The organism is Anaerophaga thermohalophila str. Valhall, from assembly GCF_000250735.1.
Lineage (GTDB): Bacteria > Bacteroidota > Bacteroidia > Bacteroidales > Marinilabiliaceae > Anaerophaga > Anaerophaga thermohalophila_A.
In genome coordinates this window covers 1-1,292 of sequence record NZ_AHZV01000335.1, presented here as the reverse complement: position 1 = coordinate 1,292, position 1,292 = coordinate 1, and the positions used below count along the sequence as shown (strand labels likewise).

Genomic DNA, 1,292 nt, shown 5'->3' with positions numbered 1-1,292 from the left:
ACACTTTATAGTTTTAATTTATCAATGTGCCAAATCCTAAAAGTCTCTTTTTGACGCAGACTCATCAATGCAATCATCAATAAGTATGCAAAAATACTTCATTTTTACTTACTTTGTGATGATAAAGGTTACACTTTTCACTAACAATCCACCAAACCTAACAACCCTAACAATCTAACAGTCTATAATCTAACAATCATTCCACTCATTAAATAAAGCAATTATGAAAAAACTATTTACGCTAATCTGTCTTACGGTATTCCTGGGTTTAGGTTCTACAGAAGCATCTATCCAGGAAGTCTATAAATCCACAAAATCATTTAAAAAACCAGAATCGGTTCAAATAGAGGGAGATTTCTGCAAAGTGGTGCTGAAGCCTTCAGACGGAGACTCAATAAAGGTAGAAACCATCATCGAAGCATCACAAAAAGCAGATGGTTTTGATCTGAAAGATGAACTGGTGAATAATACGCTGCAACTTTCCGTTATCATCCCGGATGAACACATTTCCACAAAATCGGGTCAAATTGTTGTGAATATACCTGAGGGAATGCATATTACCGTCAAAACCTCTTCCGGATACATAGAATCAGGAAATCTCAAGGACTGCACGGTGAATGCACATGCCTCTTACGGTAAAATATCTGCAGAAAACATCTCGGGTGAGTATGATTTTAGAACCTCTACCGGAGCTGTCTCTGTCATGAATGTCAAAGGCAATATATCCGTTAATACAAAAAGCGGAAATATTGATATCTCCAATATTGACGGGTACGTTACTACTATTTCAGACAAAGGGGATATTTCAGTAAATAACATCAAGGGAGAACTGACAACACAAACCAACACCGCAGCACAAAAAATAGCAAACATCGACGGGAAACTTATGCTGCGAACATCTACAGGTGAGCTGACATTGAAAAACATTGAAGGGCATCTGCAAACCCTTAACGATGACGGGGATGTGTGGATAGAAAACCTGAAAGGCACGATGGATTTAAAATCGATTGCCGGAAGGCTCACTGGTACCGGAATACTTCTTACCGGAAACACATATTTCGAGACCACCAAGGGACGAATAGAGATGGAACTGAAAAACTCGCTAAATGAACTGACTTTTGACCTGGAATCGAATTACGGATTTCTTTATATTCCCGGAGAAGCTAAAAAGAAGAAGCTGAAATCGGGGAACGGACCTATTGTAATCACAGGGAGAACCAATAACGGACCTCAGAGATTTACTTTGAAAGAATGAGTGCGGTATAAAAAGCATATTTTTGTCAAAATCAAGG

Annotated in this window: 1 protein-coding gene; it reads left to right on the top strand. The window is 38.5% G+C overall.

Annotated elements, in window-relative coordinates; genetic code table 11:
* Positions 1-223 precede the first annotated feature (223 nt).
* Positions 224-1,255, top strand: coding sequence for a DUF4097 family beta strand repeat-containing protein (locus tag OQ5_RS0117410; RefSeq protein WP_016778709.1), 1,032 nt, complete (start codon positions 224-226; stop codon positions 1,253-1,255).
* Positions 1,256-1,292 lie beyond the last annotated feature (37 nt).

Bases quoted from the DNA above. Each gene is read 5' to 3' on its own strand.
- OQ5_RS0117410 (WP_016778709.1), top strand. From the start codon at position 224: ATGAAAAAACTATTTACGCTAATCTGTCTTACGGTATTCCTGGGTTTA.